The organism is Candidatus Symbiopectobacterium sp. NZEC135, assembly GCF_025962695.1.
Map to the genome: position 1 here is coordinate 1 of NZ_JAGFPF010001461.1, position 536 is coordinate 536.

Annotated in this window: 1 pseudogene; it reads left to right on the forward strand. The window is 53.2% G+C overall.

Annotation, left to right across the window (positions count from 1 at the left end):
- Positions 1 to 57 precede the first annotated feature (57 nt).
- Positions 58 to 536: pseudogene (gene fucI, locus J5224_RS34830) on the forward strand (L-fucose isomerase); the annotation flags it as partial.

Below are 536 nucleotides of genomic sequence, written 5' to 3' on the forward strand. Positions count from 1 at the left end.
TTCCGTTCACAAACGGCAACCCACTAACGCTTTATCCGTATAACGTGAGGAATTGTGATGAAAAAAAGTAATTTACCCAAAATTGGCATTCGTCCGGTGATCGATGGGCGTCGTATGGGCGTGCGAGAATCGCTCGACGTGCAAACCATGAATATGGCAAAAGCCACCGCCGCGTTGATTACCGAAAAACTCCGTCATGCCAACGGTGCAAATATTGAGTGTGTGATTGCGGATACCTGCATTGCCGGCATGGCGGAGTCCGCCGCCTGCGAAGAAAAATTCAGCAGCCAGAACGTTGGCGTCACCATTACCGTAACGCCGTGCTGGTGTTACGGCAGTGAAACCATCGATATGGATCCCCTGCACCCGAAAGCCATCTGGGGCTTCAACGGCACGGAACGTCCGGGAGCGGTTTATCTGGCTGCGGCGCTGGCCGCACACAGCCAGAAAGGCCTTCCCGCATTCTCCATTTATGGTCATGACGTTCAGGATGCCAACGACACCTCGATTCCTGCCGACGTTGAAGAAAAACTGCT